Annotated in this window: 19 protein-coding genes and 1 CRISPR repeat array (1 of these 20 running past the window's edge); of the genes, 5 read left to right on the top strand and 14 right to left on the bottom strand. The window is 67.9% G+C overall.

Annotated elements, in window-relative coordinates:
• Positions 1-52 precede the first annotated feature (52 nt).
• From lpdA to cadR, 6 genes are all read right to left on the bottom strand, one after another.
• Positions 53-1,456 (bottom strand): dihydrolipoyl dehydrogenase, encoded by a 1,404-nt coding sequence (gene lpdA / locus ACEU5R_RS06495; RefSeq protein ID WP_103273933.1) that lies wholly within the window; start codon positions 1,454-1,456, stop codon positions 53-55.
• 2 nt (positions 1,457-1,458) lie between these two features.
• Complete coding sequence (locus tag ACEU5R_RS06490) at positions 1,459-2,781, bottom strand: dihydrolipoamide acetyltransferase family protein (RefSeq protein WP_103273932.1); 1,323 nt, start codon at positions 2,779-2,781, stop codon at positions 1,459-1,461.
• Between the two features lie 4 nt (positions 2,782-2,785).
• Positions 2,786-3,829, bottom strand: a complete 1,044-nt coding sequence (locus ACEU5R_RS06485) for an alpha-ketoacid dehydrogenase subunit beta (protein WP_103273931.1) — start codon at positions 3,827-3,829, stop codon at positions 2,786-2,788.
• 2 nt (positions 3,830-3,831) lie between these two features.
• Positions 3,832-5,064, bottom strand: a complete 1,233-nt coding sequence (locus tag ACEU5R_RS06480; protein WP_392409549.1) for a 3-methyl-2-oxobutanoate dehydrogenase (2-methylpropanoyl-transferring) subunit alpha — start codon at positions 5,062-5,064, stop codon at positions 3,832-3,834.
• Between the two features lie 361 nt (positions 5,065-5,425).
• Complete coding sequence (locus ACEU5R_RS06475; RefSeq protein WP_392409548.1) at positions 5,426-6,019, bottom strand: nitroreductase; 594 nt, start codon at positions 6,017-6,019, stop codon at positions 5,426-5,428.
• A gap of 204 nt (positions 6,020-6,223) precedes the next feature.
• A complete protein-coding gene (gene cadR, locus ACEU5R_RS06470; protein WP_103273920.1) occupies positions 6,224-6,661 on the bottom strand; it encodes a Cd(II)/Pb(II)-responsive transcriptional regulator in 438 nt (145 codons plus the stop codon).
• A gap of 102 nt (positions 6,662-6,763) precedes the next feature.
• Here cadR and ACEU5R_RS06465 point away from each other — a divergent pair, with 102 nt between their 5' ends.
• Positions 6,764-9,145, top strand: coding sequence for a heavy metal translocating P-type ATPase (locus tag ACEU5R_RS06465; RefSeq protein ID WP_392409547.1), 2,382 nt, complete (start codon positions 6,764-6,766; stop codon positions 9,143-9,145).
• 91 nt (positions 9,146-9,236) lie between these two features.
• Here the strand turns inward: ACEU5R_RS06465 and ACEU5R_RS06460 are convergent, their stop codons facing one another.
• Positions 9,237-9,824: a TetR/AcrR family transcriptional regulator gene (locus tag ACEU5R_RS06460; RefSeq protein ID WP_392409546.1), complete on the bottom strand. Its 588-nt coding sequence runs from the start codon at positions 9,822-9,824 to the stop codon at positions 9,237-9,239.
• A gap of 73 nt (positions 9,825-9,897) precedes the next feature.
• On the opposite strand from ACEU5R_RS06460, the gene ACEU5R_RS06455 reads away from it, so the two are divergent.
• Positions 9,898-11,277 carry an MFS transporter gene (locus ACEU5R_RS06455; RefSeq protein ID WP_392409545.1) on the top strand — a complete coding sequence of 460 codons (1,380 nt, stop codon included), beginning with the start codon at positions 9,898-9,900 and terminating at the stop codon, positions 11,275-11,277.
• Positions 11,278-11,340: 63 nt separating this feature from the next.
• Here ACEU5R_RS06455 and rtcA read toward each other — a convergent pair whose 3' ends face one another.
• The 4 genes from rtcA to ACEU5R_RS06435 all read right to left on the bottom strand — a co-directional run bounded on the left by rtcA (position 11,341) and on the right by ACEU5R_RS06435 (position 16,550).
• The gene (gene rtcA, locus ACEU5R_RS06450) at positions 11,341-12,378 is read right to left on the bottom strand and encodes an RNA 3'-terminal phosphate cyclase (protein WP_392409544.1); all 1,038 of its coding nucleotides are present in this window, start codon (positions 12,376-12,378) and stop codon (positions 11,341-11,343) included.
• 24 nt (positions 12,379-12,402) lie between these two features.
• Positions 12,403-13,221 carry a nucleotidyltransferase domain-containing protein gene (locus tag ACEU5R_RS06445; RefSeq protein ID WP_103273917.1) on the bottom strand — a complete coding sequence of 273 codons (819 nt, stop codon included), beginning with the start codon at positions 13,219-13,221 and terminating at the stop codon, positions 12,403-12,405.
• 39 nt (positions 13,222-13,260) lie between these two features.
• Positions 13,261-14,484: an RtcB family protein gene (locus ACEU5R_RS06440; RefSeq protein WP_212317735.1), complete on the bottom strand. Its 1,224-nt coding sequence runs from the start codon at positions 14,482-14,484 to the stop codon at positions 13,261-13,263.
• A 503-nt stretch (positions 14,485-14,987) separates the two neighbouring features.
• Positions 14,988-16,550: an RNA-binding protein gene (locus ACEU5R_RS06435; RefSeq protein WP_392409543.1), complete on the bottom strand. Its 1,563-nt coding sequence runs from the start codon at positions 16,548-16,550 to the stop codon at positions 14,988-14,990.
• A 217-nt stretch (positions 16,551-16,767) separates the two neighbouring features.
• Between ACEU5R_RS06435 and rtcR the strand changes: the two genes are divergently transcribed.
• Positions 16,768-18,381, top strand: a complete 1,614-nt coding sequence (gene rtcR, locus ACEU5R_RS06430) for an RNA repair transcriptional activator RtcR (protein ID WP_392409542.1) — start codon at positions 16,768-16,770, stop codon at positions 18,379-18,381.
• Positions 18,382-18,457: 76 nt separating this feature from the next.
• Here the strand turns inward: rtcR and speG are convergent, their stop codons facing one another.
• Both speG and ACEU5R_RS06420 read right to left on the bottom strand, forming a co-directional pair.
• Positions 18,458-19,042: a spermidine N1-acetyltransferase gene (gene speG, locus ACEU5R_RS06425; protein WP_103273914.1), complete on the bottom strand. Its 585-nt coding sequence runs from the start codon at positions 19,040-19,042 to the stop codon at positions 18,458-18,460.
• Between the two features lie 136 nt (positions 19,043-19,178).
• Positions 19,179-20,129 (bottom strand): LysR family transcriptional regulator, encoded by a 951-nt coding sequence (locus tag ACEU5R_RS06420; RefSeq protein ID WP_392409541.1) that lies wholly within the window; start codon positions 20,127-20,129, stop codon positions 19,179-19,181.
• 162 nt (positions 20,130-20,291) lie between these two features.
• Between ACEU5R_RS06420 and ACEU5R_RS06415 the strand changes: the two genes are divergently transcribed.
• Entirely contained in the window at positions 20,292-21,599 is a 1,308-nt protein-coding gene (locus tag ACEU5R_RS06415; protein ID WP_392409540.1) for an MFS transporter, read from the top strand.
• Positions 21,600-21,621: 22 nt separating this feature from the next.
• Complete coding sequence (locus tag ACEU5R_RS06410) at positions 21,622-23,115, top strand: M81 family metallopeptidase (protein WP_103273911.1); 1,494 nt, start codon at positions 21,622-21,624, stop codon at positions 23,113-23,115.
• Between the two features lie 176 nt (positions 23,116-23,291).
• Here the strand turns inward: ACEU5R_RS06410 and ACEU5R_RS06405 are convergent, their stop codons facing one another.
• Entirely contained in the window at positions 23,292-23,999 is a 708-nt protein-coding gene (locus ACEU5R_RS06405) for a riboflavin synthase subunit alpha (RefSeq protein ID WP_103273910.1), read from the bottom strand.
• A 145-nt stretch (positions 24,000-24,144) separates the two neighbouring features.
• Positions 24,145-24,340: a CRISPR direct-repeat array (repeat unit 28 nt; unit sequence TTTCTAAGCTGCCTATACGGCAGCGAAC); it runs 854 nt beyond the window's last position.

Below are 24,340 nucleotides of genomic sequence, written 5' to 3'. Positions count from 1 at the left end.
ATGGCCCGGGACGGCCTGACGCCGTCCCGGGCCATATGGGCAGTGCGATGCGCTAGATGTGCAGCGCGTGGCCCAGCGCCTTGAGCGCCGCTTCCTGCACCGCCTCGCCCAGCGTGGGATGGGCGTGGATGGTGCCGGCCACGTCTTCCAGCGTGGCGCCCATCTCCAGCGACTGCGAGAACGCCGCCGCCAGTTCCGACACGCCGCGCCCGACCGCCTGCCAGCCCAGCACCAGGTGATTGTCGCGCCGCGCGACCACCCGCACGAAGCCGTCGGTGGACTCCAGCGTCATGGCGCGGCCGTTGGCGGCGAAGGGGAAAGACGCCACCAGGCAATCCAGCCCCGCCGCCTCGGCCTCGGCCGGCGACAGGCCCGCCGTCACCACTTCCGGATCGGTGAAGCAGACCGCCGGGATCGCGGCCGGCTGGAAGTGGCGGCGCTTGCCCGCCACCAGCTCGGCCACCATCTCGCCCTGCGCCATGGCGCGGTGCGCCAGCATGGGTTCGCCGGCCAGGTCGCCGATGGCCCAGACGTCGCGCATCGAGGTGCGGCACTGATCGTCGATCAGCAGCGCGTTGCCCTTGCGGTCCAGTTGCAGGCTTTCCAGCCCCCAGCCTTGCGTGCGCGGGCGGCGTCCCACCGCGATCAGCACGCGGTCGGCGGCCAGCTGCGTCTCGGCGCCGGCGGCATCCTGCAGCCGCACGGCATTGCCTTCGGCGTTCAGGCCCAGCACCTTGCGACCCAGGTGCAGCTCGATGCCCATGCGCGCGAGCGCCGCCGCCACCGGCTTGGTCAGCTCGGCGTCGTAGGTGGGCAGGATGCGGTCCTGCGCTTCCACCACGGCCACCTCCGCGCCCAGCTTGCGGTACACGGTGCCCAGCTCCAGGCCGATATAGCCGCCGCCGACCACCACCAGCTTCTTCGGGATGCTGTCGGGCGACAGCGCCTCGGTGGACGAGACCACGATGCCGCCGAACGGCACCGAGGGCAGCGGCGTGGGCTCGGAGCCGGCGGCCAGCAGCAGGTTCTCGCACTGGATGCGCAGGCGGCCACCGTCGGCGGTCGCCACCTCGACGGTCTTGCCGTCCAGCAGCGTGGCCCAGCCGCGCACCACTTCGACGCCGTTCTTCTTCAGCAGCGCGCCCACGCCGCTGGTGAGCCTGGAGACGATGCCGTCCTTCCAGACGACGGTGCGCGCGATGTCGATGGACGGCGCCTGCACCGAGATGCCCAGCGCCGACTCGCCGGCGTAGTGGCGCGCCTTGTCGAATTCCTCGGCCGCGTGAATCAGCGCCTTGGACGGGATGCAGCCGATGTTCAGGCAGGTGCCACCCAGCCGGTCGCCTTCGACCAGGATGGTGGGCACGCCCAGCTGACCGGCGCGGATGGCGGCCACGTAACCGCCCGGGCCGCCGCCGATCACCAGCAGGCCCGTTGTTTTTGTGATCTGGCTCATGCTTACTCCACGAAAAGCAGCGCGGGTTGTTCAAGCAGCGCGCGCACCGCCTGGATGAAGCGCGCCGCGTCCATGCCGTCGACCACGCGGTGATCGAACGAGGACGACAGGTTCATCAGCTTGCGCGCCACCACGGCGCCGTTGCGGATGGCCGGCCGCTCGACGATGCGGTTCACGCCCACGATGCCCACCTCGGGATGGTTGATCACCGGCGTGGTGACGATGCCGCCCAGCGGCCCCAGGCTGGTGATGGTGATGGTCGAGCCGGACAGCTCGTCGCGGCTGGCAGCGCCGGTGCGCACGGCCTCGGCCAGGCGGATGATCTCGGCCGCCATGGACCAAAGGTCGCGCGCCTCCGCGTGGCGCATCACCGGCACCATCAGTCCGCCGTCGCTTTGCGTGGCGATGCCGATGTGGACCGCGCCGTAGCGCGTGACCACGCCGGCCTCGTCGTCGTAGCGCGCATTGATCTGCGGGAAATCGCGCAGCGCCACCACCATGGCGCGGGCCAGCAGCGGCAGCAGCGTGAGCTTGCCGCGCGTGGCGCCCCACTTCTGGTTGAGGCTGGCGCGCAGCTCTTCCAGCTCGGTCACGTCGATTTCCTCGACGTAGCTGAAGTGCGGAATGCGGCGCTTGGACTCGGCCATTTTCTGCGCGATCTTCCTGCGCAGCCCGATCACCGGCACGTTTTCCTCGTCGTTGCGCTCGGCATAGGCGACGCCGCCACGGGCCTGGCCCGCTGCGCCCTGTCCTTGCAGATAGGCGTCCAGATCCTCGTGCAGGATGCGGCCGGCCGGGCCGCTGCCGTGCACATAGCGCAGCTCGATGCCCAGGTCCCAGGCGCGCTTGCGCACGGCGGGCGAGGCCAACGGCTTCTCGCCAGGCTGGCGCGCGACAGCGGCGGGCGCTTGCCGCGCGGGCTTGGACGGCGCCGGCGCTGCGGCCTTGGCGGGCGCAGCCGCCACAGCCGCGGCAGGCTTGGGCGCGTCGACGGGCGCTTGCGGCGCGGCGGCAGGCGCGGCTGCGGCAGCGGCCGGCGCCTTGGCCGGCGGCGCGTCCGCGCCCGGCTTGAGGTTGCCCTCGCCTTCGACTTCCAGGCGGATCAGTTCACCGCCCACGGCCATGACCTGGCCCACTTCGCCGCCCAGCGCGACCACGCGGCCGACCACCGGCGCGGGAATCTCGACCGTGGCCTTGTCCGTCATGACGTCGGCCAGCGGCTGGTCCTCGGCGACCATGTCGCCGACCTTCACATGCCAGGCGACCAGTTCGACTTCCGCGATGCCTTCGCCGATGTCGGGCATCTTGATGACATGAATACCCATTCTCTCAACCCTCCATCGCGCGCTTGAACGCTTCGCCAACCCGGCGCGGGCCGGGGAAGTACGCCCATTCCTGCGCGTGCGGATACGGCGTATCCCAGCCGGTCACGCGCTCCACGGGCGCCTCCAGGTGATGGAAGCAGTGTTCCTGCACCAGCGCGATCAGCTCGGCGCCGAAGCCGCAGGTGCGCGTGGCTTCATGCACCACCACGCAGCGGCCGGTCTTCTTGACCGAGTTGACGATGGTGTCCAGATCCAGCGGCCACAGGCTGCGCAGGTCGATGACCTCGGCGTCGATGCCGGTTTCCTCGGCCGCGGTCAGCGACACGTGCACCGTGGTGCCGTAGGTCAGCACGGTCAGCGCGTTGCCGGGCCGCACGATGGCGGCCGAATCCAGCGGCACGGTGTAGTAGCCGGTGGGCACCACGCTGCCCGGCCGTCCGGTCCAGGGCGTGACGGGCCGGTCGTGATGGCCGTCGAAGGGGCCGTTGTACAGGCGCTTGGGTTCCAGGAAGATCACCGGATCATCGTTCTCGATGGCGGCGATCAGCAGGCCCTTGGCGTCGTAGGGGTTGGACGGCATGACCGTGCGCAGGCCGCAGACCTGCGTGAACATGGCCTCGGGGCTCTGGCTGTGGGTCTGGCCGCCGTAGATGCCGCCGCCGCAGGGCATGCGGATCGTCATCGGCGCGATGAACTCGTTGACCGAGCGGTAGCGCAGGCGCGCCGCCTCGGACACGATCTGGTCGGAAGCCGGATAGAAGTAGTCGGCGAACTGGATCTCGCACACCGGCCGCAGGCCGTAGGCGCCCATGCCCACCGCCACGCCGACGATGCCGCCCTCGGAGATCGGCGTGTCGAACACGCGCGAGCTGCCGTACTTGGTCTGCAGGCCTTCGGTGCAGCGGAACACGCCGCCGAAATAGCCCACGTCCTGGCCGAACACCACCACGTTGTTGTCGCGCTCCAGCATCACATCCATGGCCGAGCGCAAAGCCTGGATCATGGTCATCGACGCGGACGCCGGACCGATATTGTTGTCGCTTGCCATGATCAGACTCCGAGCTGCTGGCGCTGCCGGCGCAGGTGCTCCGGCATGTCCTTGTACACGTCTTCGAAAATGCTGGCGGCGCTGGGGACGTGGCCGTCCACCAGGGTGCCGTAGCTTTCCGCTTCCTTTTGCGCGGCCAGGATCTCGGCGTCGAGTTCGGCGCGCACGGCTTCGTGCTCGGCTTCGGACCAGATGCCGCGCAGGATCAGGTGCTTCTTGAAGCGTTCGATCGGATCGCCCAGCGGGAAGTGGTTCCAGTCGTCGCCCGGACGGTACTTGGAAGGATCATCGGAGGTGGAGTGCGGGCCGGCGCGGTAGGTCACCCATTCGATCAGGGTCGGGCCCAGGTTGCGGCGGGCGCGCTCGGCGGCCCAGCGCGAGGCCGCGTACACGGCCAGGAAATCGTTGCCGTCCACGCGCAGCGAGGCGATGCCGCAGCCCACGCCACGACCGGCGAAGGTGGCGCCCTCGCCCCCGGCGATGGCCTGGAACGTGGAGATGGCCCACTGGTTGTTGACCACGTTCAGGATCACCGGCGCGCGGTACACGTGGGCAAAGGTCAGCGCGGTGTGGAAGTCGGCCTCGGCGGTGGCGCCGTCGCCGATCCAGCCGGAGGCGATGCGCGTGTCGCCCTTGATGGCCGAGGCCATGCCCCAGCCCACCGCCTGGATGAACTGCGTGGCCAGGTTGCCCGAGATGCTGAAGAAGCCATTCGCGCGGTCGGAGTACATGACCGGCAGCTGGCGGCCCTTGAGCGGGTCGCGCTCGTTGGACATGAGCTGGCACATCATGGTGACCAGCGAGACCTCGCGCGCCAGCAGGATGCTCTGCTGCCGGTAGGTCGGGAAACACATGTCGCCCTGTTCCAGCGCCAGCGCGTGGGCCGACCCAATGGCCTCCTCGCCCAGGCTCTGCATGTAGAAGGAGATCTTCTTCTTGCGCTGCGCGGTCAGCATGCGACCGTCGAAGATGCGCGTCTTCAGCATGGTCCGCATGCCGGCGCGCAGCAGCTCGTCGCTGATGTCCGGCGCCCACGGGCCAACGGCCTGGCCGTCCTCGTCGATCACGCGGATCAGGCTGTAGGCCAGATTGCCGGTGTCGATCGCGGCGACATCAATGGGGGGTTTGGGAACCTCGCCGGCGGGCGAGACGCGCAGATAGGAAAAGTCTGTCTTGCAACCCGGACGCCCTGTGGGCTCGGGGACGTGCAACTTCAACGGCCCGTACTGGCTCATAAATTGTCTCCACGCTTGATCGTGTCATGCGCATTCTTCTTCACAAGACAAGGCCCGAGTGGGTAGTCGCGGGCCTTGCCATCGCTGGCCATCGCGCGCGATTGGAGCGCGTGGCCGCCGGCCAGAGTAACACGGGCCAGGGGCCGGCGACGAGCCTTGAGCGTGGACGCGGTCCGGCGCCTTGTCTTGCCTGCGCGGGCCTTGGCGCGCCTTGCCCGCGCGCCGCCAGGCCGCGCCGGCATTGGTTGTGCGCCGCGCGCATGCCTGCCGTTGCGAATCCGGCGGACATGAAAAAACCCGGCCTGAGCCGGGTCTTGTCGTATCGCGCCGCGTGGCGTCCGCGCTGACGCGCGGCGTCCGATCAGACGGGACCGTTCCACTCCGTGACGAATTCACGGAAGTCCGGACGCGTCGCCTGCGGCACCGCGCAGGCCGGCGTGCCCACCGCCAGATAGCCCAGGAAACGGTAGTCCAGCGAGTCCAGGCCCAGCGCGTTCTGCACGTCCTCGACATAGGTGCCCATGCCGGTGCTCCAGAACGCGCCATAACCCAGCATATGGACGGCGTTCAGCAGGTTCATGGCGGCGGCGCCGGTGGCCAGCAGCTGTTCCTGTTCGGGGATCTTGGTGTTGTCGTGCGCGATCTTCTGCGCCACGGCGATGAACAGCGGCACGGCGGCCATCCATTCGCGCACGGACTTTTCCTTTTCGGGCGTCATGCGCGGATCGCCGCTGCGCTTGACCGCGCCGATGGCCACGTCGGCCAGCTTGCCGATGGCCTCGCCACGGATCAGCACGAAGCGCCAGGGACGCAGCGCGCCGTGGTCGGGCGCCGACATCGCCGCCTGCAGGATCTGTTCCAGTTCGTCCTGCTTGGGCGCCGGGGCGCGCAGGAATTTGACGGAGCGGCGGGAAGTCAGGGCGTGCAAGGGGGGGGCGGTCTGGGTAGTCGTCATGGCGTCTGCGAAATCTGGATTTCCCTTGGCGCCGGCCTGGGACGGGACGACGCCAAATGGGAAAGAATCATATTCTCATATGTTACGCGATCCCCGCGTCCAAGGGCGCTATCCCCCGGCGGGCATCAAGGGAATCCGCGCGGCCGCCCAAGGACAGTCCGGGAAATCCTGGCATTGTGCCGGGCGCGCGGCGGGAATGGACCGTCAGCCCAGGTGCGTGTGCCGCTCCTGCCGCTCCTCGACCTGCATCTCGCTCAAGCCATGCAGAATGCCGCAGTCCTCGGCGTCGGGCCGCGCCGACAGGCAGCGCTGGCGCAGTTCCGTCAGCTGGGTCTTGAGCTGGGTCAGCTCGGCGATGCGCTCGTCCACGTGCGAGATGTGCTCGTCGAACAGCTCGTTGATCGGGCCGCAGCCGCCATTCTGATGATTGTCCGCCAGGGACAGGATGGCGCGGATCTCTTCCTGCGTCATGTCCAGCGCCCGGCAATTGCGGATCAGTCGCAGGCGCTCCAGTTGCAGCGGCCCGTAGCTGCGGTAATTGTTCAGCCCGCGCTCGGGCGCCGGCAGCAGGCCTTCCTTCTCGTAGTACCTGATGGTCTCGACCGTGGTGCCGGTCGCCGTGGCCAGTTCACCAATACGCATTTCCGCCTCCTGGATCGCATCCGATTGATGTAAGGGGGTTGACCCTATAGTAACTCCAAGGTGTCGAATAGGGTCACTGAGCATATTTCGAGGCGTGACGCGATGTCTTTAGCACCGATCAAACAAGAGCCACATCCCCGGTCCGGCCACGACCATGACCATGACCATAGCCATGATCACGCGCATGGCCACGATCACGCACATGGCGACCACAGCCATGACCATGACCACGACCATGACCACGACCACGACCACGACCACGACCATCAACATGTTCACGCCCAGGACAGCTGCTGCGCCCACGGCGCCGCCGTCCCGCTGACCGCCGCGACAGCCGCCGCCTCGACGCTGCAGGCCGGTCCCGGCCAGTTGCTGGCGCGCCTGCGCATCGGCCAGATGGACTGCCCGACGGAAGAAACCCTGATCCGCAAGAAGCTCGGCGGCCTGGACGGCGTGCACGCGCTGGACTTCAACCTGATGCAGCGCGTGCTGACCGTGGTTCACGCCGAAGGCGCGCTGGAGCGCATCACGGCCGCCATCAAGTCGCTGGGCATGACGCCCGAGCCGCTGGCCGAGAACGCGCCGCGCCCGCCCGCCCCCGCCGCCAAGCCCGTGAACTGGTGGGCCATCGGCGGCGCCGGCCTGATGGCCGCGCTGTCCGAGTTCTCGCATTTCGCCGGCTGGTCCGTCTACGTCACCGCCGCGCTGGCCGTGGCCGCCATCCTGGCCTGCGGCCTGGACACCTACCGCAAGGGCTGGATCGCCGTGCGCAACGGCAATCTCAACATCAACGCCCTGATGAGCATCGCCGTCACCGGCGCGGTGCTGATAGGCCAATGGCCCGAGGCGGCCATGGTGATGTTCCTGTTCAACGTGGCCGAGCTGATCGAGGCGCGTTCGCTCGATCGCGCCCGCAACGCCATCCGCGGCCTGCTGGACCTGGCCCCCGAGACCGCCACGCGCCGGCAGCCTGACGGCACGTGGCAAGAGGTGCCGGCCGCGCAATTGCAGCCAGGCGACATCGTGCGCGTGCGGCCCGGCGAACGCATCGCCGCCGACGGCGAGATCGTCAGCGGCCGCTCGGCCGTGGACCAGTCGCCCATCACCGGCGAAAGCCTGCCGGTGGAAAAGACCGAGGGCGACCCGGTCTACGCCGCCACGGTCAACGCCTCGGGCTCGTTCGAATACCGCGTCACCGCCGCCGCCGGCAACACTACGCTGGCCCGCATCATCCATGCCGTGGAGCAGGCCCAGGGCGCGCGCGCGCCGACGCAGCGCTTCATCGACCGCTTCTCGCGCATCTATACGCCGGTGGTGGTGGGCGTGGCCGTGCTGGTGGCAGTGGTGCCGCCGCTGCTGTGGAGCCAGCCCTGGTTCGACGCCATCTACCGCGCGCTGGCGCTGCTGATCATCGCCTGCCCCTGCGCGCTGGTGATCTCCACGCCGGTAAGCATCGTCAGCGGCCTGACCGCCGCGTCGCGGCGCGGCATCCTGGTCAAGGGCGGCGTCTACCTCGAAGAAGGCCGCAACCTGCAATGGCTGGCGCTGGACAAGACCGGCACCCTGACCCACGGCAAGCCGGTGCAGACCGACCTGCAGGACTGGGAACCGTCCGACCTGAGCCGCCAGCCCGCGGCGCTGGTCGCCGCCAGCCTGGCGGCGCGCTCCGACCACCCCGTGTCGCTGGCCGTGGCCAATGCGGCGCGCGAGGCCGGCCATCAGCTGCTGGACGTGGCCGACTTCGCCGCCCTGCCCGGCCGTGGCGTGGCCGGCGTGATCGACGGCGTGACCTTCCAGCTCGGCAACCGCCGCCTGATGCGCGAAGCCGGCGTGGCCAGCGACGCGCTGGAAGCGCGCATGGACGAACTGGAGCGCCAGGGCAAGAGCGTGATCGGCCTGACCGACGGCAGCCGCGTGCTGGCGCTGGCCGCCGTGGCCGACACCGTCAAGCCCACCAGCGCCGCCGCCATCGCCGAGCTGCACGCGCTGGGGGTGCGCATGCTGATGCTGACGGGCGACAACACGCCCACGGCCCGCGCCATCGCGGCCCAGGTCGGCATCGACGAGGCACGCGGCGACCAACTGCCCGAGGACAAGCTGGCGGCCATCGAAAGCAAGCTGAGTCCGGCCGGCAAGGTCGGCATGGTCGGCGACGGCATCAACGACGCGCCCGCTCTGGCGCGCGCCGACATCGGCTTCGCCATGGGCGCGGCCGGCACCGGCACCGCCATCGAGACCGCCGACGTGGCGCTGATGGACGACGACCTGCGCAAGATCGGCGTGTTCCTGCGCCTGTCGCGCGCCACGCACAGCGTGCTGGTGCAGAACATCGCGCTGGCGCTGGGCATCAAGGCCGTGTTCCTGGCGCTGGCCATGACCGGCAACGCCACGCTGTGGATGGCCGTGTTCGCCGACGTGGGCGCCAGCCTGCTGGTGGTGGCCAACGGGCTGCGGCTGTTGCGCGCCGCGCCGGCCGCGCGCTAAGACAGATCACCGGTCCGTGGATCGACAGATTCGCGGGCCGGAAAGCGAACCTGCTACCCCCCGGTCCCCAAGGAACATCGGACCTGGCGCTTCAGCCTGTTGTCTGACCGGCAACGACAGCAATACTCGTCAATAGCGCGACCAGCCCCTGCACCGCCTGCTCGTAAGGAGCGGTCGAGTCGGCTGCCCGCGCCAGCACATACCCTCCTTGGCGCACCGCAAGCACGGTGGCGGCAATAGATTGCGGATCGTACCCCGCTGGCAGGCGGCCGCCGAGCTGGGCTTCTCGCAACAACGCAGCCAGGCGTTCGGTAATCCAGGCAAAGGTATCTTCCAGCGGCTTGCGCAAGGAAGGGTCGGCCACCACGTCCGGATCGGCAGCCAGTCGCCCGATACGGCACCCCTTGAGGACATCGCGCTCCAGCCTCAGATAGGCCAGCAGCCGGTCCAGCGGATCGCCCAGGCCATCAAGTAATTGGCGCACTTCCTCGATCAATTCGGCGGCGGAACGTTCTTCCGCCGCCTGCGCCAGCGCGGCCTTGCTGCGGAAATGGTGATACATGCTGCCCTGGCCCACGCCGGCGCGGTCCTGGATGGCCCGTGGGCTGGTCCCCACATATCCGCGCTCCCATAGCAGCGCCTGAGTCGTCTCGATCAACTTGTCGGTGGATGTGTTCATGACGAAATTGTACCAACTAGTATGTTGGCGTGCTACATTCCAAACATACTAGTTGGTACAACCAGGAAATCCCATGTCCCTTTCAGGTCATCTCCAAGCCGCCGCGACGGACAGCCATTCCACAAACCCTGCCTGGGGACTGGCCGCCATCTGCCTCGGCATGTTCATGGTCACGGTCGACGGCGTCGCGCTGAACCTGGCGCTGCCCACGATCCAGCACGAATTCCACGGCTCGGTATCGCAGCTTGAATGGGTGGTCACGGCATACACCCTGCCCTTGGCGAGCTTGCTGCTGACAGCCGGCGCATTGGGCGACCGCTGGGGTTCGCGCAGACTGTTCATCGGTTCGCTCCTGGCGTTTGCGCTGACTTCCTTGTTCTGCGCATTGAGCCCCTCTTTGTCCTGGCTGATCGCGGCGCGCGCGCTGCAAGGCGTGGCCGCGGCGGGGTTGCTGCCCATGGTGCTGTCGCTGGTCGCCAAGAGCTGGCCGGACAGGACGGCACGCATACGCGCGGTCAACACCCTTGCCACCGTGGGAGGCATCGCCATGGTCGTGGGACCGTTCGGCGGCGGATGGATGACGCAATACCTGGGTTGGCCTTCGATCTTCCTGGTCAATGTCCCGATCGGCCTGGCGGGCGCCTGGCTGGCCCGCCGCCACTTGCATGAAACCCCGCTGCGCCGCGCGCCGATCGATGTTCCCGGCGCCGCCACGGGCACGCTCGCGCTGACGGCGCTGATCGCCGGGCTGATCGAAAGCAACACGCTGGGGCGCACGCATCCGCTGGTCATCGGCCTGGTCGCGGGCGCCATCGTCGGCCTGGCCGCATTCATCCGGGTTGAACGGCGCGCGCCGCACCCGATGCTGCCACTGGACATTTTCCGCAACCGTCCATTCGCCGCCGCCGTCGCAGGCGGGTTCGCCTTCCAGTTCAGTTGCTATGGCCTGTTGTTCATGCTGGCGCTATTCGTGCAGCAAGCCTGGCAGGTCACGCCATTGCAAGCCGGAACGCTGCTGCTTCCATTCGCGATCGCGCTGATCCTGACCACGATGGTTCTCAATCCCTGGCTGCTCAAGCGCGGCGCGCGCTGGATGCTCTGGGTGGGCGGCTCATGGGCATTGCTGGGCGGCCTGGTCACGCTGGGGATTTCGACGCCGTCAACCTGGCCGGCGTTCGTGGCCGGCACCGTGCTGATTGCCATGGGCACAGCCATCTATTCCCCCACGTTGAACGTGGTGGCGACAACCACCGTCGAGCCAACCTATGCGGGACTGGCCTCCGGCGTCTACAACACTTCCCGGCAGATCGGCATGGCCATGGGCATCGCCATCCTGGGATCATTGGTTGGCGGCGCGATTCCCATCCTGACGGGTTTGCGGATCGGGCTCCTGCTGATCATTGCCTGCATGATCGCGGTCATCATCCTGGCGCTGCGCCACATCAAGGCCTAGCAGGATCGCGCAGCCATGCCGGCCGACCGGGACTGCCGGCCGGCCATCGAACGCAGGCATGCCTCAGGCAGGCTCGGCCTTCACCCGCCAGCCGGCCCCCAGCGGCGCCGCGCTGAACCTCACCGGCAGGAACTGCCCGATGACGCCGAAGTTGCTGCGGGCATGCGCGGTCAGCTCGGTGCAGGTGTACTGCGCCGGCTGGTCGCGCCGCCATACGGCCAGGGCCAGCGGCAGCGCCCACTGGTCCGCCAGGTACGGTCCCAGCGCCGCGTCGCTGTCCAGGTAGGCGCGCACGTCCCGCGCCAGTTCCTGGGCCACCGTTTCGGCAGTCAGGCCCTTGACGCCGAAGCGCGTGAATACCTCGCAGACCTGCTCGTGCTCCAAGGTCGCCAGCAGCGCGTTGCCCGGTCCTTCGTGCTGGCGCGTGGCGGCCACGCGCAACTGATCCGCGGTCCAGCCCAGCGCTTCGCCCAGATGTTCCAGCTCGCGCCGCGCGACGGCGCGCGGCAGCGCCGGCGCATGGCATTCGGCATAACTGGCGCCGGGCGCGCCGCGCGCGATCAGGTCGAACGGCTCCAGCTGGTCGGCGGCCGGCCAGATCCGCGCCTCGATCTCGCCGCCGCCGGCCGGGTAGAACCCCATCCTGAGCAGGTTCAGTTCCGCCTTGGCGCCCAATCGGGCCAGCAGGGGCGCGTAGCTGCGCGCCAGGAAATGGAACGGCGGCGCGGCGGGGTTGTGCGTGCCGCCGCCCAGCGACAGGCGGCTGGGCCCGTTGGCCATCATCAGCGCCGGCCACAGCGTCTGCAGCAACAGCCCGCAGCTGCCCGCCGTGCCCAGATGGAAACGGTAGTCGCCCGCGCGCGGCTTGCCGGGCGCGAAGCTCAGCGATTGCGAATTCAGTTCCGCGCCCTGCACCTGCGCGCCGCTGATCTCGGCCGCGGCGATGACGCAGCCCAGGTGCTGGCGCATCAGGCCGGGCTTGGCGCGCCCGGCGCGGATGCGGTTCATGGAAAAAGGCTGGCCCGTGCACATGGACAGCGCCAGCGAAGTACGCAGCAGTTGGCCGCCGCCCTCCCCGGCGGCCCCATCGATCTCGATCACTTTTGTATCCTTCAAATCATTATTTCAAGCGGGCGCGGCATCGAAATGCAGCACCGCCTCGCGCAGGTAGCGATCCAGCCGCGCCAGGTCCGGCCGGTCGCCGGCGACGGGGACATGCGCCTGCGCCGACTCCAGCTCGCGCAGGATGAAGTCGTGCAGGCCCGGCCAGCGCGGGCTGGTGGCGGCCTCGCCCGCCCGCATCTTCACCGCCAGCAAGGCGTTGAGCTCTTCCAGCAGCGCCGGGTCGGTCACCATCTCGCTCGCCAGCTCGGCGAAGCGCATGGGCGGCGCGCCGCGCCCTTCCCGGATCCAGCGCGCCGCCAGCAGCGGCCGCAGCACGTACAGGTATTTCTTGTAGCGCACGACCTCGCCCAGCAGGTGCTCGCGCAGGTTCTTGCGGGCCATGGACACGTAATGGTGATAGCCGCGCACCAGCGAGAACTCCTCCTCGGCCAGCGCGCGCAGGCGCGGCGCCCAGGGTTCGACCGCCCGATAGACGATGGGCGAGCGCAGCCATTCCAGCAGCGTGGGATTGGAATCGCGCAGCAGGCCCAGCGTCTTGCGCAGGTCCCAGCCGTTGATGTCCAGATCGCCGCTGATCGGTTGCTCGATGACGTCGCGCCCGGGCAGCACGGTCAGATACCAGGGCAGCCGGTGCACGTAAACGAAGCGCACGTCGTAATCGCTGTCGGGCGAGGCAAAGCCCCAGCCCCGGCTGCCCGACTCGCAGGCGTACAGCACCGTCACCTGGTGCTGGCGCTCGATGTCCGCGAGTTTCTCGGCGATGAGCGCCCGCATGTCGTCCGACACCGGATGCGCGCTCAGGACGCTTTCCTGCTTCATGTTCCTCTCCTTGTGGAACGGGGCGTCCGCCCCACTCCGTCAACCTTTCACGCACACCACCTGTTTCAGGGTGTGCACCACTTCCACCAGATCGCGCTGCGCCGCCATGACGGCGTCGATGTCCTTGTAGGCCATCGGGATCTCGTCGATGACGTTGGCGTCCTTGCGGCATTCCACGCCTTCCGTCGCGCGCACCTGGTCTTCCACCGAAAACAGCTTCTTGGCCTTGGTGCGGCTCATGACGCGGCCGGCGCCGTGGCTGCAGCTTTCGAAGCTTTCCGGGTTGCCCAGGCCGCGCACGATGTAGCTGCGCGCGCCCATGCTGCCCGGGATGATGCCCAGCTCGCCGCGCTTGGCGCTGACCGCGCCCTTGCGGGTCACGAACACGTCCTCGCCGAAGTGGCGCTCGCGCTGCACGTAGTTGTGGTGGCAGTTCACCGCCTCCACGTGCGACTCGAAGGGCTTGGCGATGACCTTGCGCACGGTCGCGATCAGGTTGGCCATCATCACCTCGCGGTTGCGCAGCGCGAACTTCTGCGCCCACGACACCGCGCGCACATAATGGCCGAAATACTGGGCGCCTTCCTCGAAATAGGCCAGGTTCTCGTCCGGCAGGTTGCTCTGGTGGCGCTGCGCGTCCTTCTTGGCCAGCTCGATGAAGTGCGTGCCGATGGCGTTGCCCACGCCGCGCGAGCCCGAGTGCAGCATGAACCAGACGAAACCCGCCTCATCCAGGCAGACCTCGATGAAGTGGTTGCCCGTGCCCAGCGTGCCCAGGTGCTTGCGGTTGTTGGTGTTGCGCAGGCGCGGATGCAGCTCGCACAGCGCGTCGAACTCGTCGGCCAGCGTGGCCCAGACCTGGTCCACGGACACGGGCGGGTTCTCCCAGCTGCCCGTGTCGCGACGGCCGCGCGGCGCCGAGCCGTGCGGCACGGCCTGCTCGATGGCCGAGCGCAGCGGGCCCAGGTTGTCGGGCAGATCCTCGGCGCGCAGCGTGGTCTTGGCCGCCATCATGCCGCAGCCGATGTCCACGCCCACCGCCGCCGGAATGATGGCCTTGAGGGTCGGGATCACCGAACCGACGGTCGCGCCGATGCCCAGGTGCACGTCCGGCATGGCCGCGATGTGCTTGAACACGATGGGCAGGCGGGCGGCATTGGCCAGCTGGAGCTTGGCGTCGTCTTCGACGGGCACGCCCTTGGTCCACATTTTCACCGGCACGCCGCCGGCGACTTCTTCGATGTTGTAGTTCTGGTTCGTCATGTTGATCTTCTTTTTGCTGCTGAACAATTTACCGGCTTTCCAGGGAAAACCGTCTGGATGAGGATGAGGCCTTGCATGCCGCGCCAGGCCCGGGAAAGCCCCGGACCGGCCCGGCTGGAAAAAATGCGCGACCAGAGTGGCAGGACGTAGCCAGCGCCGGTTTCCCGGCTGGGGATTCGAACCCCGCGGCGCACCGATGTAGTCCTGCCGGCATTCGCGCGTAATCGATACTGTCTGTTCCTTCACTTCCGTTGCCTGTGGCGAGCAAGGGACGACTAGTTCATGAACGAGACGGACAGTTGGAAGATGTAGTCCCGTTCGCATTCGTCCAACCCGCCCCGGAGGATCCGCCCCCGGAGCAAGACGGTGCGCGACCAGATTGGCAAGACGTAGCCTGCTCCGGTTTCCCGGCCTGGGGATTTGAACCCCGTGGCATCCGATGTAGTCCTGCCGGCATTCGCGCGTAATCGATACTGCTTGTTCCTTGGGATCCGCCGGGCGCGCTATTGCACGCCCAGCGTCACCGCTTCAATCTCGCCGACCCAGTGGCCGGCGCCCATGCGCCCCTCGGCGAAGTTGGCGATCATCTCGAACACGGCGTCGGAAAAACCGCCCACGTTCAGGATGTCCGCGCGTTCCGCCGCCTGCGTGGTCGCATGCGGCTGGATGTCGATGCACACCAGCCGCGCGCCCGGGTTGCGCTGCTTGAGCGTCTCCCATTCACGCATGGTCGCGGTGGCGCCACTGCGCCGCGCATCCATCCAGGACTCGTTGTCCGAGACCAGGATCACCAGGTCCACCTGCGCCCGCTCGCGGTTCAGGCGAGCCAGCGGCGCGCTGCAGCTGGTGCCGCCGCCGCCGATGCCGGCCAGCTTCTGCGCGTTGGTCATGACCGAATCACGCGGATTCATGCGCAGGTCGACCACGTCGAAGTCGAACGGCAGCACACGCGCCCGGCGATTCTTGCGTAGCACGGCGGCGGCCACCAGGGCGGCCACGTCGACGCAGCGCACGGTCGACGTCGCCGAACCGGCCCAGCCCGTGACCGAGGAACGCATGGACCCCGACACGTCGGGACACACGACCACCCGCCCGTGCAGGCTGGGCACGTTGCCGATCGCCAGTTCCATCGCGTCCTGCAGCGCGTCCTGCACCACCGCCGGCACCGCCTCGCCCGCCGCCTTGAAGGCCGACATCAGCTGGTAAGGCAGCACCCGCGCCCGGGCCACGGCCTGCGGATCGCGCAGCTTGGCGGCGATGGCCTTGGCCATGCCCGGCTGCTCGAACACGCCGTGCCGCGCGAAGGTGTTCAGGTTCTGGCGCACCATCTGCCAGGATCCGGCCCGTGCGACCTGCGCCCACTGCGCCGGCGTCATGCCGAGCGCAGTCAGCATCTGGAACGGCACGTCCGGCGGCTCGCCCGTGGCATCGCGCTTGAAGCGTTCGAACGCCCGCGTCGCGGGCGGCAGCGCGGCCTCGTCATGGGGCTTGCCGATCAGCCAGGCGAACCAGGCCGCGCACCAGGCCTCGGCGGGCTTGGGATGCACCATCTTGACCACGTCCGCCAGCGAAGGCGCATTGCCCACGGCCGCGTTCAGCAGCTGCTTTTCGGTGGCCTCCAGCAGCCAGCGCTGCACCAGCTTCTTGGGCCGCGTGCCCAGCGACTTGCGCCCCACGGCGCCGCTGCGCAGGATCTGCACGAAGTTGCGCAGCATCTTGCCGCTGTCGATCACGCGCGGAAACACCTGCGCCAGCAGCTCCAGGTCGCGCACCGCCAGGATCGCGGCCAGCAAGGCCGGCATGTCCTTCATATGGCCGGACTCGCGGGCGTACACCGCCGTCCTGGCCACGAAGGCCGGATCCACCTCGGCCGCCAGCGTCATCACGCGATCCAGTTGATCTTGCGCCTGGGCGTAGAACGTCTGACGCAGGCAGCCGGTGGCGGCGAGCTGGGCCAGCTGGTGGCGCGGGCTGAACGCATAGGCCGGCGCCAGTTCGTTATTGGTATCCAGGGCCGCCGGCAGCATCGCGCCGCGCTGGGACTGGAAGAGTTGCGTGTTGACCATGGAGCATTCTCCTTCTTGCATACGATTTGTCGTCTACGCCTCTCCTTATGCAAAGGGCGTGCCAGCTTTTAGGCCAGCGCTGGAAAAATCCTCCAAGCCATTGATTTTCAAAAGATTAAATATTTTTCGCAGCGATCAACAAAATCCAGGCTGATGCTTCACTTCTGATTTGTATAGAATATTAGCTAGTCATTTATCTAATCAGCTAGCCCGACCCATGCAAAAGAAGAACGTCGTCATCGGCTTCCTGGGCACCCAGCTGGATGCCGGCCAGGGCGCGGGCCGCTGGTCGAAATGGCGGCCCACGGTATCGCTGGTCCAGCACGAGGACACGCTGATCGACCGGCTGGAGCTGTTCTATCCAACGCGCCACCAGGCCCTGGCGCGGCTGGTGGAGCAGGACATCGCCAATCTGTCGCCCGACACCGTCGTGAATCTGATCCCGATGGACTTCGCCGATCCCTGGGACTTCGGCGAGATGTACGCGGCGCTGTACGACTGGACGCGCGGCTACCGCTTCGATCCCGAGCGCGAGCAGTATTGGGCGCACATCACCACCGGCACCCACGTCGCGCAGATCTGCATGTTCCTGATGGTGGAATCGCGCACCATTCCCGGCGTGCTGTTGCAGACATCCCCTCCCAGGAAGCAGGCGGGCGAGAGTCCCGGCAAGTACACGCTGATCGACCTGGACCTGTCGCGCTACGACGTGCTGGCCCGCCGCTTCAGCCAGGCGCGGGACGACGCGCTGGAATTCCTCAAGAGTGGCATTCCCACGCGCAACAGGGCCTTCAACAGGCTGATCGAAGAGATCGAACGAGTGGCGGTGCGCTCGCAGGCGCCCATCCTGCTGACCGGCCCCACCGGCGCGGGCAAGTCGCATCTGGCTCGGCGCATGTACGAACTGAAGAAATCCCGCCATCAGGTCCAGGGCGAGTTCGTCGAGGTCAATTGCGCCACGCTGCGCGGCGACGGCGCCGCCTCGACGCTGTTCGGCCACAAGAAAGGCGCCTTCACCGGCGCGGCCGCTGACCGGGCCGGCCTGCTGCGCACCGCCCACCAGGGCGTGCTGTTCCTGGACGAGATCGGCGAACTGGGCCTGGACGAACAGGCCATGCTGCTCAAGGCCGTTGAAGAAAAGCGCTTCCTGCCCATGGGCAGCGACCGCGAGACCAGCAGCGATTTCCAGCTGATCGCCGGCACCCACCGCGACCTGCGCGTGGATGTGGCGCAGGGGCGTTTCCGCGAAGACCTGTATGCGCGCATCAACCTCTGGTCCTATGCCCTGCCCGGCCTGGCGCAGCGACCCGAGGACATCGAGCCCAACGTCGATCACCTGCTGATGCGATCCGCCGAGGAAACCGGCGCCGTGGTCCGCTTCAATGCCGAGGCGCGGACGCGCTACCTGAAATTCGCCAAGTCGGCCGAGGCCAAATGGACCGGCAACTTCCGCGACCTGTCGGCCAGCGTGACACGGCTGGCGACGCTGGCCGACGGCGGACGCATTCCGGTTGAGCTGGTCGACGCCGAGATCCAGCGCCTGCACTGGCTGTGGCAGCGCGGCGCGCCCACGGGCAACGACGGCGGCAAGATCCGCCTGGACGCCGTGCTGCCCGACGGCGCGGCCGACGCGCTGGACCTGTTCGACCGCATGCAGCTGGAAGCCGTCATCGGCGTGTGCCGGGAATCGGACTCGCTATCCGAGGCGGGCCGCAAGCTCTATGACCGCTCGCGCACCCAGCGCACGGTGGTCAATGACGCCGACCGGCTGCGCAAGTACCTGCTGAAGTTCGGCTTGAACTGGGAAAGCGTTTCTGGCCGGGAAGGCTGAAGCCGGCCGGGTTCCACCAAATACAAGGCCCCGGGACAGCGCGCCGCCCCGGGGCCGGACCTGAATACGTCCGGACTCAGCCGGCCTGCTCTTCCTGCGGCCAGTCGCGCAGCACCGGCGCGTCCGGCGCGCCCGGGCCGACCTCGCGCAGATGGTCATGCTGCAACAGCGCCATGCGATAGGCATCGCGATAGGCGCCGTTGGAGAAGAACTCCTCCTTCAGCAGGCCCTCGATGCGAAAGCCGCAACGCTCATAGATATGGACGGCGGCGGCATTGTCCTTGTCCACCACCAGGTAGACCTTGTGCAGGTTCAACACGCGAAAGGCATAGCCCACCGCGATGCGCGTGGCCGCCTTGGCGTAGCCGCGCCCCTGGTAGCTGGGTGCGATGATGATCTGGAATTCCGCGCGGCGGTGGATATAGTCGATCTCGACCAGCTCGACCAGCCCGGCCGGCTCGCCGGTGTCGCGCTCGATGATGAAGCGCCGCTCGTTCTGGTCGTGCAGGTGGCGGTCGTACAGCGCGACCAGTTCGTCGTAAGCCTCGTAGGGCTCCTCGAACCAGTACCGCATGATGACGTCGTTGTTGTTGATCTTGTGCACGAAGTGCAGGTCGCCGCGCTCCAGCGGGCGGATCTTGATATCGGACATGACCGACATGATGAGTACCTCCGGGTGTGCCTGGATCTTATCCGAAGCGGGCAATATCTGCCTCGAAACGGCCTGATACCGCCATTTCCGCACCAGCATCAGCCATGGGTGGCGCTTTCCAGCGCATTGTTCCCGGAATGCCGCGTCATTGGCCGGTCTTGGCCTTGCCTCCCTTGCCCGCCCCGCCCTCGCTGAAGGCCGGCAGCCGCAGTTCGATGCGGCGCATCAGCTCGTTCGCCGCCGACGACAGCGGCCGGCCCAGCCGCAGCAGCGCCTGGCATTCCGGCGCGCTCAGGATCGGATGCGCGATGGGCAGGGCCACCAGCTCGCCGCTGGCCACTTCGTGATGCACGCCCAGGTTGGGCATCAGCGTCACGCCGGCGCCGCTCATCGCGTACTGCTTGAGCACGCGCAGCGAGTTGGTGGTCAGGCTGGGCGTCAGGTGGATGCGCTCGGTGAACTCCAACAGATCCACCGCCTGCCTCAAACCGTAGGGCGCGGACATCAGCGCGAAGGGATACGGCAGGATGTCGGCGATGGTCAGCGGCGCGCCATGGCGCGCCAGCGCATGGTCCGGACGGGTCAGCAGGCAGACCGGGTGCTTGCGGCTGGCGCGGCAGCGCAGGCGCGGATCCACCGGCGGGTTGTAGGCCAGGCCGATATGGGCGGCGTCCGAGGCCACGGCCTCCACCACCTCGTTGACCGAGCCGACGTTGACGCTGATATTGATGCGCGGATGCTCGATGCAGAACGGGCCGACCACATGCTCCATCAGGCTGTCGATGAAGCCCTCGCTGATCATCAGTTGCACGCTGCCGCGCTGCATGCCGCGCAGTTCCTGCAGCCGCGCGCCCAGATGCTCCTGCTGCGCGCGGCAGGCGCGGTAGTACTCCAGCAGCATGTCCGCCGCCTCGGTCGGCGTCAATCCGCGCGAGCGGCGCTCGAACAGCGCCACGCCCAGCTCCTTCTCCAGCAGCTGGATCTGGCGGCTGACCACCGAGGCCGCCGTGTCCAGCTTCTCGGCCGCGCCGCGCACCGAGCCGCAGGCGACCACCTCATGGAAGTAGCGCAAGCGGCCCTGGCTGATTTCCTGCATATCGATTCCTTTCCCAATCGTTGCCCTATCAGCAACGATAATTCATATTCCAGGTCATTGCTTCGAACACACTGCCCTTCCGATAATTGCGCCTCCACGGCCCCTCCGGCGCCGAGGCTACCTTTATCGACCGCGGGCGCAGACCCGCGCAGGAGACATGCAATGCCCCATCCCGCCACGCCGGGCGCCGACCCGCGCCTGGGACCGCTGTACCGCAAGATCACATGGCGTCTGCTGCCGTTCTTGTTGCTGTGCTACGTCTTTGCCTACCTGGACCGCATCAACATCGGCTTCGCCAAGCTGCAGATGCAGCAGGACATCGGCATCTCCGACGCCGTCTATGGACTGGGCGCCGGCATCTTCTTCCTGGGCTACGTGATGTTCGAGGTGCCCAGCAACCTGCTGCTGGCCCGCATCGGCGCGCGCCGCACCATCAGCCGCATCATGGTGCTGTGGGGCCTGACCTCGGCGTCCATGCTGTTCGTGCAGGGGGAATGGAGCTTCTACGTGCTGCGCTTCATGCTCGGCGTGTTCGAGGCCGGCTTCGCGCCCGGCATGATCTTCTACCTGACCTACTGGTATTCGCAGTCGCGCATGGCGGGCGTCATGGCGGTGGTGATGCTGGCCGGCCCCATCGGCGGCATCGTCGGCGGCCCGGTGTCGGCCTGGATCATGACGGCCTTCTCCGGCGCGCACGGCCTGGACGGCTGGCAATGGATGTTCCTGCTGGAAGGCCTGCCCTGTGTGCTGATCGGCATCGTCGCCTACCGCTACCTGGACGACAAGCCCGCCCAGGCCAAGTGGCTCAGCGCCGAGGAAAAGGCGCTGCTGGCCGCCGACCTGGACGCGCGCTCGGGCCAGCAGAAGCACGCCTTCCGCCAGGTGCTGCGCGACCCCGCCATCTACGGCATGGCGCTGACCTACTTCTGCCTGATCTGCGGCATCTATGCGGTCAGCTTCTGGTTGCCCACGCTGCTCAAGCTGGCCGGCGTGAAGGACACCATGGAAATCGGCCTGTACTCGGCCGTGCCCTATATCGCCGCGGCCGCCTTCATGCTGCTGTTCGCGCGCAGTTCCGACCGCATGCAGGAACGCCGCTGGCACACGCTGGTGCCCGCCCTGCTGGCCGGCGTCGCCCTGTGCGTGGCCACCACCGCGCCGACCCAGTTCGCGCTGTCGCTGGCCGCCATCACGCTGGCCACCGGCTTCATGTGGGCTTCCTACACGGTATTCTGGGCGATTCCGTCGCAGTACCTGAAGGGCGAGGCCGCCGCCGGCGGCATCGCGCTGATCAACAGCATCGGCCTGTTGGGAGGCTTCCTCAGCCCGTCCATCATCGGCTGGGTCAAGGAATCGACCGGCTCGCTGGCCGGCGGCCTGTACGCGATCTCCGCCCTGCTGGTAGCCGGCGCCCTGCTGCTGCTGGTCAACCGCCCGTCCCAATCCGCGCACGCGACCGCGCGCGCCTGAACGCCACGACAGGAAACCCATCATGCACATCCTGGTTGCCGGATTCCAGCACGAAACCAATACCTTCGCGCCGTCCAAGGCCGGCTACGACAACTTCGTCCGCGGCGAGGGCTTTCCCGCCATGGTGCGCGGCGAGGCCATGCTGGCGCTGCGGCAGGTGAACATCCCCGCCGGCGGCTTCATCAACGCCGTCGTGGCGCAGGGCCACACGGTGCGCACCGTGATCTGGGCCGGCGCCAGCCCGTCCGCCCACGTCACCACCGACGCCTATGAGCGCATCGCCGGCGAGATCGTCGAGGCGGCGCGCGAAGGCGGCTACGACGCCGTCTACCTGGACCTGCACGGCGCCATGGTCGCCGAGCACCTGGACGACGGCGAAGGCGAGCTGCTGGCGCGCGTGCGCCAGGCCGTCGGCCCGGCCGTGCCCGTCATCGCCAGCCTGGACCTGCACGCCAACGTCACCGCCCAGATGCTGGGCGAGGCCGACGGCCTGGCCGCCTTCCGCACCTATCCGCACGTGGACATGGCCGACACCGGCGAGCACGCCGCCCGCCTGCTGCTGGCCCGCCTCGAAGCCGGCGCCAACTGGCACCGCGCCGAGCGCCGCCTGCCCTTCCTGATCCCGATCAACGGCATGTGCACCCTGTTGCAGCCATCGCGCGGCGTCTACGAGGAACTGGCGCAGCTGGAACAGGCGCCGGGCGTGGTGTCGATCTCCTTCGCGCCGGGCTTCCCCGCCGCCGACTTCGACGAATGCGGCCCGGTGGTCTGGGCCTACGGCACCGACGCGGCCGCCGCCGAACAGGCCGCCGAGACGCTGTACCAGCGCGTGCTGGCGCTGGAACCGCAATGGTCGCCCGACTTCCTGGAACCCGCCGAGGCCGTGCGCCGCGCCCAGGCCCTGGCCGCCGGCGCCTCGCGCCCGGTGGTCATCGCCGACACGCAGGACAATCCCGGCGCGGGCGGCGACGCCAACACCACCGGCATGCTGCGCGCGCTGGTCGAGGCCGACGCGCAGAACGCCGCGCTGGGCCTGTTCTACGACCCCGAAGTGGTGGGACAGGCAGTGGCCGCCGGCGTCGGCGCCAGGCTGCGCCTGCGCCTGGGCGGGCAATCCGGCGTGGCCGGCGACGGCCCCTTCGAAGGCGAGTTCACGGTCGAGACGCTTTCGCCGGGCCGGCTGCGCTTTGACGGCCCCATGATGAACGGCATGGACGTGGACCTGGGCGCCGTGGCCACGCTGCGCATCGGCGGCGTGCGCGTGGTGGTCAGCGCCACCAAGACGCAGATGCTGGACCGCAACCTGTTCCGCGTCGGCGGCGTGCAGCCCGAAGAGATGTCCATCCTGGTGGTGAAAAGCTCGGTGCACTTCCGCGCCGACTTCCAGCCCATCGCGCACGAAGTGCTGGTGGCCAAGGCCCCCGGCCCCATGCAGGCCGACCCCGCCGACCTGCCTTGGACGCGTCTGCGTCCCGGCATCCGCGTCAAGCCGCTGGGCCGCGCCTTCGCCGGCTGAACGGCATGCGCCCGCGCCGGCACGAAGCCGGACGCGGGCGCATGATGTCTTGCGCGGACCCTGCCGCCCCCGGCCTCGTGTCGCGGGGCGGTTTGCTTTCAGGATCCGGCTTTAAGGGGCTGGCTTCAAGGTTCCAGCTTCAAGGGCCTGGCTTTAGAAGTCGTGCCTCAAGGGCTTTACTTCAGCTTGACCTGCTGCGGAGTCACGAAGTCCTCCAGCGACAGTCCCTTTTCCTTGAGGATCGCCTCCAGCAGCGGCTGGAGCTTGCCCAGGCTTTCCTGCACCGTCTCGCGCACGGTGTCCACCACCACCTGGGTGCCGCGCTCGATCTCGATGTTGACGGCGTCGCCGACCTGCTTGTCCTCGAACACCGTCATCCGGCGCGTCTCGGGAATCAGCCAGACCTCGAACCAGCCTTCGGCGCGGTTGACCTCGGACACGGTCAGGCTGGCGCCGTTGATGGCGATATAGCCCTTGGCGAATACGTACTTGCGGAAGTCCTCGGGAATGCTGAAGCGCATCAGCCGGTTCGTGTCCGACGACTTGACCATCACCACTTCAGACGTGAAGTCCACGTGCCCCGACAGCGGATGCCCGCCAATCTCGGCGCCGTCCTTGGCCGCGCGCTCGACGTTGGCGCGGTCGCCTTCCTGATAGGCGCCCAGCGTGGTGATGGCCAGGCTTTGCAACATGACATCAAAGGTGGCCTGGTCCGGGCCCGTCAGCTCGGTCACGGTCAGGCAGACCCCGTCGGTGGACACGCTGGCGCCCACCGCCAGATCGGTGCAGAAACCCGGCGGGAAATCGAGCGTGAAAGTGCGCAGGCCCTCGCGGTCGGCGATCTTGGCGATCTTCGCGGTGCCTTGGACTATGCCTGTGAACATACGAATCCTGATGCGGGGCGCGGCGCGCCCGTGAAACAAAACATCAACGTTAACCGATATTTGGCTTCAGGCCGGGTGATGTCCCTGGTGGCGGCGGGGACGGCGGCGAATGGGCATAAGCAGAGCAGCCCATCGGAACACTCATAGTCTTGACTGCCTATGCGGCAGCGAACTCGCGCAGCCATTCGACGCGCGCGGCCGTCTTTTTCTAAGCTGCCTATGCGGCAGCGAATCCCTGCGACAGTCCGCGTATCGCCTGCAGCTTTTTCTAAGCTGCCTATACGGCAGCGAACTTGGTCAGCGCCATGGCTGGGCTTTCGTCCTGTTTCTAAGCTGCCTAT

This window comes from Achromobacter sp. 413638 (assembly GCF_043119405.1).
GTDB lineage: Bacteria > Pseudomonadota > Gammaproteobacteria > Burkholderiales > Burkholderiaceae_B > Achromobacter.
The sequence above is the reverse complement of the archived record's forward strand: the minus strand, read 5'-3'. Positions and strand labels throughout refer to the sequence as shown.

Bases quoted from the DNA above. Each gene is read 5' to 3' on its own strand.
- ACEU5R_RS06475 (WP_392409548.1), bottom strand. From the start codon at position 6,019: ATGACGACTACCCAGACCGCCCCCCCCTTGCACGCCCTGACTTCCCGC.
- ACEU5R_RS06415 (WP_392409540.1), top strand. From the start codon at position 20,292: ATGCCCCATCCCGCCACGCCGGGCGCCGACCCGCGCCTGGGACCGCTG.
- ACEU5R_RS06420 (WP_392409541.1), bottom strand. From the start codon at position 20,129: ATGCAGGAAATCAGCCAGGGCCGCTTGCGCTACTTCCATGAGGTGGTC.
- ACEU5R_RS06440 (WP_212317735.1), bottom strand. From the start codon at position 14,484: ATGACGAACCAGAACTACAACATCGAAGAAGTCGCCGGCGGCGTGCCG.
- ACEU5R_RS06490 (WP_103273932.1), bottom strand. From the start codon at position 2,781: ATGGGTATTCATGTCATCAAGATGCCCGACATCGGCGAAGGCATCGCG.
- ACEU5R_RS06405 (WP_103273910.1), bottom strand. From the start codon at position 23,999: ATGTTCACAGGCATAGTCCAAGGCACCGCGAAGATCGCCAAGATCGCC.
- ACEU5R_RS06410 (WP_103273911.1), top strand. From the start codon at position 21,622: ATGCACATCCTGGTTGCCGGATTCCAGCACGAAACCAATACCTTCGCG.
- ACEU5R_RS06455 (WP_392409545.1), top strand. From the start codon at position 9,898: ATGTCCCTTTCAGGTCATCTCCAAGCCGCCGCGACGGACAGCCATTCC.
- ACEU5R_RS06435 (WP_392409543.1), bottom strand. From the start codon at position 16,550: ATGGTCAACACGCAACTCTTCCAGTCCCAGCGCGGCGCGATGCTGCCG.
- lpdA (WP_103273933.1), bottom strand. From the start codon at position 1,456: ATGAGCCAGATCACAAAAACAACGGGCCTGCTGGTGATCGGCGGCGGC.
- rtcR (WP_392409542.1), top strand. From the start codon at position 16,768: ATGCAAAAGAAGAACGTCGTCATCGGCTTCCTGGGCACCCAGCTGGAT.
- ACEU5R_RS06465 (WP_392409547.1), top strand. From the start codon at position 6,764: ATGTCTTTAGCACCGATCAAACAAGAGCCACATCCCCGGTCCGGCCAC.
- ACEU5R_RS06445 (WP_103273917.1), bottom strand. From the start codon at position 13,221: ATGAAGCAGGAAAGCGTCCTGAGCGCGCATCCGGTGTCGGACGACATG.
- speG (WP_103273914.1), bottom strand. From the start codon at position 19,042: ATGTCGGTCATGTCCGATATCAAGATCCGCCCGCTGGAGCGCGGCGAC.
- ACEU5R_RS06480 (WP_392409549.1), bottom strand. From the start codon at position 5,064: ATGAGCCAGTACGGGCCGTTGAAGTTGCACGTCCCCGAGCCCACAGGG.
- ACEU5R_RS06460 (WP_392409546.1), bottom strand. From the start codon at position 9,824: ATGAACACATCCACCGACAAGTTGATCGAGACGACTCAGGCGCTGCTA.
- cadR (WP_103273920.1), bottom strand. From the start codon at position 6,661: ATGCGTATTGGTGAACTGGCCACGGCGACCGGCACCACGGTCGAGACC.
- ACEU5R_RS06485 (WP_103273931.1), bottom strand. From the start codon at position 3,829: ATGGCAAGCGACAACAATATCGGTCCGGCGTCCGCGTCGATGACCATG.